This window comes from Paenibacillus algorifonticola (assembly GCF_000971975.1).
GTDB lineage: Bacteria > Bacillota > Bacilli > Paenibacillales > Paenibacillaceae > Pristimantibacillus > Pristimantibacillus algorifonticola.
Genome location: NZ_KQ040788.1, coordinates 19327 through 26547, shown reverse-complemented (window position 1 = coordinate 26547; position 7221 = coordinate 19327). Strand labels below are relative to the sequence as shown.

2 protein-coding genes are annotated in these 7221 nt (G+C 56.2%); both read right to left on the bottom strand.

Annotated elements, in window-relative coordinates; translation table 11 throughout:
- The coding region (locus WH37_RS06745; protein WP_231594145.1) for a non-ribosomal peptide synthetase at nucleotides 1–4179 on the bottom strand (4179 nt) is incomplete at its 3' end.
- 111 nt (nucleotides 4180–4290) lie between these two features.
- The coding region (locus tag WH37_RS06740; protein WP_046229822.1) for a non-ribosomal peptide synthetase at nucleotides 4291–7221 on the bottom strand (2931 nt) is incomplete at its 5' end.

The window sequence follows — 7221 nt, the reverse complement described above, 5'->3', positions numbered from 1 at the left end:
TTCCGCTCCGCTGTCCTCCAGCATAAAACGGATCCGGTCGGACGGGTAATCCGGATCGAGCGGCACATAAGCGCCTCCCGCCTTCCATACCGCCAGGGCCCCGACCAGCATGTCCACCGACCGATCGGCCAGAATGCCGACCAGCTGATCCGGCTTCACCCCTTGGGCCCGTAGGCTGCGCGCCAGACCGTTCGAACGCTCGTTCAGCTCGCGGTAGGTCAGCCGCTTTTCCTCGTACACCACCGCCGTCGCCTCAGGGCTCCGCTCCGCTTGTTCCTCAAACAGGTGATGGAAGGTTTTCTCCAGCAGCGGCGGCGCGGTCTCTGGATTGAATACGCGCTGAATCTGCTCCTGCTCCTCCGCCGTCAGCATGCCTAACGACGCGATTTTCGCGCCCGGATCGTTCACTATCGCGGCGACCACTTGCTCGAAGTGCTTCGCCAACCGCTCTACCGTTTCTTGCTTGTACAATGCGGTTGCGTATTCGAGGGCGCATTCTAAACCGCCTTTGCCCTCCATGACGTCAAGGCTCAGGTCAAATTTTGACATCCCGTAGTCACTCGGAAACGACGTCAAACGAAGCCCTTCGAGAGCAAATTCCTTGTTTTCAATATTTTGCAGCGAAAACATCGTTTCAAAGAGCGGACTGCGGCTCAAATCGCGGGTCAGTTGCAATTTGTCCACCAGTTCTTCGAACGGATAATCCTGGTGCTCGTAGGCACCCAAGGTCGTTTCCTTGACTTCCTCCAGATACGACAGGAATGTTTTCTCTCCGGCCGGGCCGTTGCGCAGCGCCAGTGTATTGACGAACATCCCGATCAAGGGCTGCAGGTCGCCATGTGTCCTTCCCGCGATTGGCGTGCCGACGACAATATCTTCCTGACCCGTGTACTTTTGCAGCAGGATCGTATACGCCGCAAGCAACACCATGTACAGCGTCGCGCCGTTTTCCGCCGCCATTCGCTTCAAGCCCTCGCTCTTCTCGGCATCCATACGGAACTGCAGCGTATCGCCATCGTATCGCTGCACGGCGGGACGCGCATAATCTGTCGGCAGCTCCAGCACCGGCAGTTCTCCGCTAAACTGGCTCAGCCAGTAGGCTCCCTGCTTGTTCAGACGCTCGCGCTGCGCTTCGGATTGCTGCCATACCGCATAATCCTTGTACTGAATCCGCAGAGCCGGCAGCTCCTCGCCGCCGTACAGGCGGACGAATTCTTCGACGAGGACATCCGTAGATACGCCGTCCGAGATGATATGATGCATGTCAACGAGCAGGATGTGGCGTTCTTCCGCCAGTTGGATCAAGCCTACCCGCAGGAGCGGCGGCTTCTTCAGATCAAACGCACGGATGAATGCCCGCACCTTCCGTTCCGCCTCTTCTTCGCCAGCCTCCATATACTCCACGGCAAAATTCGCCTCTGGATATACCCTTTGTACCGGTTCGCCGTTTACGATCTCGAACCCGGTGCGCAGCGTCTCGTGGCGTGCGATCAGACCGCGGAACACCGCTTCAAACCGTTCCCGTTCCAGCGTTCCCTCCAGCAGCATCGCTCCTGGCATGTTGTAGCTTTGCTCCGCTCCTTCCAGTTGGTGCAAAATATACAACCGCTTCTGCGCCGACGATACGGGGTAATACTCGCTTGCCTCCGTCCGAGGAATCGCTTCGTATGCCTGCTGCGCCATCCCCTTGAGCGCTTCCGCCATCTTCTCGATGGTAGCGGAACGAAACACGTCTTTTAACGGCAGACTGACGTTCAATTCCTTGTGAATCCTGCCAACCAGCGTAGTCGCGCGCAGCGAGTGGCCGCCAAGCTCGAAGAAATTATCGTGGACGCCGACCCTTCCAACTCCGAGCACGTCCTGCCAGATGAGCGCCAGCTTCGCTTCCAGCGGCGTTCTCGGCGCCACATAGTCCATCCCCGTCTGCATGCTTTCCTCCGGGGCCGGAAGCGCTCGGCGGTCCACCTTCCCGTTGGTCGTCAGCGGCATATGCGCCAGCTGCACAAAGTACGTCGGGATCATATAGCCCGGAAGCTCTTGCGACAGGGTGTTTCTTAGTTCGCTTGCCGCAAGCTCGCTGCCGGCTACGAAGTACGCGCAGAGCTGCTTCTCACCTCCGGCGGTTTCACGAACCACGACCGTCGCTTTCTCGATCGGCTCCACCTTGAGCAAATGCGATTCGATCTCGCCCAGCTCGATGCGGAAGCCGCGAATCTTCACCTGATCATCGATCCGGCCCACATACTCAATCGAGCCGTCCGGCAGCCATCTGGCCAGGTCGCCCGTCCGATACATCCGCTCGCCTGGCGCAAACGGGTTGTCCACAAACTTCTCCGCCGTCAACTCTGGACGGTTCAAGTAGCCTCTGGCCAGTCCGTCCCCAGCCACGCACAGCTCCCCGGCGACTCCAATCGGCTGCGGCTTATTCTGTGCGTCGACGATGTAGATCGCCGTATTGCTGATCGGCCGTCCGATCGGAATCGTGATCGCATCCTCTTGCACTTCGTTCACATCGTGGCATGTCGCAAATACCGTGCTCTCCGTCGGTCCATACACATGCTTGATTTTGCCCGGTCCAAGATGCTTAAGCGCTTTTCGCACATGGTTGACGGAAACCCGTTCTCCGCCGAACAAAACAGCGCGAATGTAGCGCAGGCAATCTGGTTTCATGTCTACGAGCACATTGAAAAATGCGGTGGTAATAAACATCACCGAAATTTGCTGCCGTTCGATCAGGCCCGCCAATTTCCCTACATCCAGCATCGTTTCCTTGGGGACAAGAATCAGCCTGGCTCCATTCAATAGCGCTCCGAAAATATCGAACGTCGATCCGTCGAAGGAATAGCTTGATAATTGCAATACACTGTCCTTCCCGGTCACGTTTATGTAGTTGGTGTTGCGCGCAACACGAACGATGTTGCGATGGGTCGTCAAATTGCCCTTCGGCTTGCCGGTCGTTCCGGATGTATAAATGACGTAGGTCAGATGCTCCGGCTCGTTGACATCTTCCAGGTTGGAGCCATTCTCATGATAAGACGCCTCATCGTCCAGCTCGATCCAGGCACCGCCAAAGGATGCCCGTGTTTGCAGATCACGCTGAGCCAACAGCACTTGCGCTCCCGAATCCTCCAGCATGTAGCGAATGCGCTCCTCCGGATACTCCGGATCAATCGGCACATAAGCCCCGCCGGCTTTCAAGATCGCCATAATACCAACGATCATCTCCAGCGAGCGCTCTGCCATCAGACCGACAAGCTCGTTCGCCTGCACTCCCCTTGCGCGCAATGTACGTGCCAGCCGGTTCGACCGTTCATTCAGCTCCCGGTAGGTCAAATGCTCCTGCTCATAAACTACCGCTACCGCTTCCGGGATACGTTCCGCCTGCTCCTCGAACAACTGATGGATCGTTCGTTCACGCGGGTACTCCGTGCTGGTTTCGTTGAAAGCGTGCAGCAACTGCTGCTTCTCCGATTCAAACAAAATATCCGCTTGACGGATTTCAAGCTCAGGCGAAGAGAGAACGATCGAAAACAGCCGATGCAGGTGGTCTATAGCCTGATTCATAAATGATGCATGATACAAATTCTCGTTATACTCAAGCTGGTAACGAACCAGACCGTTCTCATGTGAGAACTGCAATGAAATATCTGTCATCACATGCTGACTGACATCAGCCGTGTGGATTTCCTTCAAAGAAACGAGGGTGTTGACTACAGGAACTCCGTCGATATATTGAAGCTCCAGCCGTTCTGTCATTTTCCGGAACGGTATGTTCTGATGCTTGATCGCTTCCGTCAATGAAAGCTTCACTTGGTTCAATAGAGCCTTAAAGGATTGATCCGCGCTGAAATTATCCTTGAGCATGACAACAGGGCTGATATGCCCCGCGGTTTCGTTCGGCTTGCTGACAACCGGCATGCCGAGCAGGATATGCTGCTCGTTGGTATATTTGTAAAGGAGGCATTGCACTCCCGTTAATAGAACCATGTATGTAGCCAAGCTGGAGCCTTTGCTTAACTGAATAATCTGTTGCGATACATCCGCAGACAGCGCGCCGGCAATCGTCTGAATCTTCGCTGCAGCGTTGTTTGGCGATTTGTTATAGGACAGTTTCGTAGGCGTAACGTCTTCACCATCAAATTTTCCATTCCAAAAAAGGGCTTCCTTCTCAAATGCCACTTTCATCGTCTCCTTCTCTACCCGCAAAAGTCTGGTTGTACCATGTTTACATTCGCCATAAGTGTGCGCTGTGGCGTTTCGGCCATCACGCACACTTGCAGCGAACGAAGACTAAAAGGCAAAATCAATGAATTCTTCAAGGAGCTGCTCTTGCTCCGCATTGCGTGTAAGCGAAATCGTGTTCAACAGGACGTAAGGTTGTTCGCAAATCTGGCTGATAATCGTCAATAAATCCTCGCCGAAATGACGGATCATGTTCGGGGTAAACAATTTCGTACAATATTCGAATTGACCGCTAATCGTGCCATCCTTCTCTACCTTCAGTTCCAGGGTCAGATCGAATCTGGCGATCGTTTGATACTGCATGAACGGTTCTACGGTCATCTCTCTGATCTCGCCAATACTCCGGTCTTCGGTGTTCTGCAGCACAAAGACGGTGTCAAACAACGGATTGCGGCTTAATTCCCAGGCAACCTGCACTTTTTCCAAAAGCTCCTCGAACGGGTAATCCTGGTGCTCATAAGCTTGGAGGGTCGTCTCCTTCATTTCCTCCAAATAGGACAGGAACTTCTTCTCTCCCGCCGGATAACTGCGGATGGCGAGCGTATTGACGAACATTCCGATCAGCGGCTCTACGTCTGTATGCGTTCTTCCCGCAATCGGCGCGCCCACGATGATGTCTTCCTGACCGGAGTATTTATGAAGCAAAACCGTATAAGCCGCCAACAGCACCATGTATAGGGTTGACCCGGTTTCCTCGGCAATTCGCTGCAATCCTTCGCTTCTCTGTTTGTCGATGACGGTGCTCAGCACAGCTCCCTCAAAGCTGCGAATGGCCGGTCTGGCGAAATCGGTCGGCAGTTCCAAGCGTGGCAGTTTGCCGCTCAAAACATTCGTCCAGTAAGCCTCCTGGCGTTTCATTCGTTCGCGCTGAGCTACGGACTGTTGCCACACGGCATAATCCTTATATTGAATCCGCAGAGGGGGCAACGTCTCCTCGCTGTACAAACGAACAAATTCATCTACCACAATGTTGATGGAAATGCCATCGGAAATGATATGGTGCATATCAAACAACAGAATGTGGCGTTCTTTCTCTATTTGAATCAGCCCTACCCTCAGCAGAGGAGGCTGCTCCAGATCAAAGGTGCGGACAAATTGTCGTGCAATTTCCTCTGCTTCCTCTTCCGTTGCCTGCCTATACTCCACCGCAAAATCCACCTGCGGGTATATCCGCTGTACCGGCTCGCCGTCTACCAGCTCAAACCCGGTGCGCAGCGTCTCATGACGCGCAATCAGAGCGCGGAACGCCGCTTCGAAACGCGCCCGGTCGAGCGGCCCCAAAAGGAACAGCGCTCCCGACATGTTATAGCTTAGTTCCGCTCCCTCCGTTTGCTGCAGAATATACAGCCGTTTCTGCGCCGAAGACATCGGGTAATAATCGCTTTCTTCAGCCGTAGGAATGGAGACGTGCTCCGCTTGCTCCATCCGGTTGATTGCTCCGGCCATTTCCTCGACCGTAGCGTGGCGGAACACGTCCCGCAGCGGCAGATCCACGTTCAGCTCCTTATGGATCTTGCTTACCAGCGTGGTTGCCCGCAAGGAGTGGCCCCCGAGATCAAAGAAGTTGTCTCGGACGCCGACCTGCTCAGCCCCGAGTACCTCCTGCCAGATGTGTACCAGCTTCGCCTCCAGCGCTGTCCGTGGCGCGACATGCTCCACGCCACTCTGCCCGCCTTCCGGCGCCGGCAGCGCCTTGCGGTCGATTTTGCCGTTCGCGGTGAGCGGCAGCCTCTCCAGCTGCACAAAGTACGACGGGATCATGTACCCCGGCAGCTCCTGCGACAACGCCGCTCTCAGCTCGCTTGCCTTCACCTCATCCTCCGCCGTGTAGTATGCGCACAAGGCTTTCTCCCCTCCTGCGTCCTCTCGCACCACCACGACCGCTTCCCCCACGCCTTCCGCTTTCAGCAGCTGCGACTCGATCTCCCCGATCTCGATCCGGTATCCCCGGATTTTCGCCTGATGGTCGATCCGTCCGATAAAGTCCACGTTCCCGTCCGGCATCCAGCGCGCCAGATCCCCCGTCCGGTACAACCGCTCCCTCGCTTCGAACGGACTCGGCACAAACTTCTCCGCCGTCAGCTCCGGTCGATTCCAGTAGCCACGGGCCACCCCCGCTCCTCCGATGCACAACTCGCCCAGCACGCCCACCGGCACCGGATTCAGATGCGCATCGACGATCGCAAACCGTGCGTTCAGCCACGCCTTGCCTATCGGCACGTTCCCTGTCTCCGGCAGCTTCTCCAAAGACTCCTCGTAGTAGCTCGAATCGATCGCCGCTTCCGTCACTCCGTAGGCGTTCATGATGCGGATCTGCCCGCCGTACCTCTCCTGCAGCTCGCGGTAATCCCCCACGCTGCAGCTGTCTGAGCTCGTAATCAGCAGCCGCATCGAGGGAAGTTCCAACTCCTGCTCGGCGATATACGCCATGAACGGCACGATCAGCGCCGGCGTCGATTCGAAGACCGTAATCTCCCAATCCCGTATCCAGCCGTACAGCCGGGAAGGGTCGATCCGGTCGTCCTTCGGGCAAATGACCATCGTTCCGCCGTTGTACAGCGTCCGCGCTATATCCCCCACGAACACGTCGAAGGAGAAGCTCGCCAATTGCAGCAGCCGGACCGGGAACTCGGCCAGGCGGTACTCCCGGCGATAGCCATCCGCCGTATTCACCAGACTGCGGTGCTCGATCATGACGCCCTTCGGCCGTCCGGTCGTCCCCGACGTATAGATCACATAGGCCAGATCACTGGCCTTGTTGACGTTCACCAGATTCATCCGGTTCGGGTCGTTCGACGCTCCTTCGCGGTACAGCGCCTCGTCGTCCAAGCACAGCACGGCCTCCAGCGTCTGCTCTTCCGCCAGCCACTCCCGCGTGCGCTCCTCCAGATGCGTCTGTGTCAGCAGCACTTCCGCTCCGCTGTCCTCCAGCATAAACCGGATCCGGTCGGACGGGTAATCCGGATCGAGCGGCACATA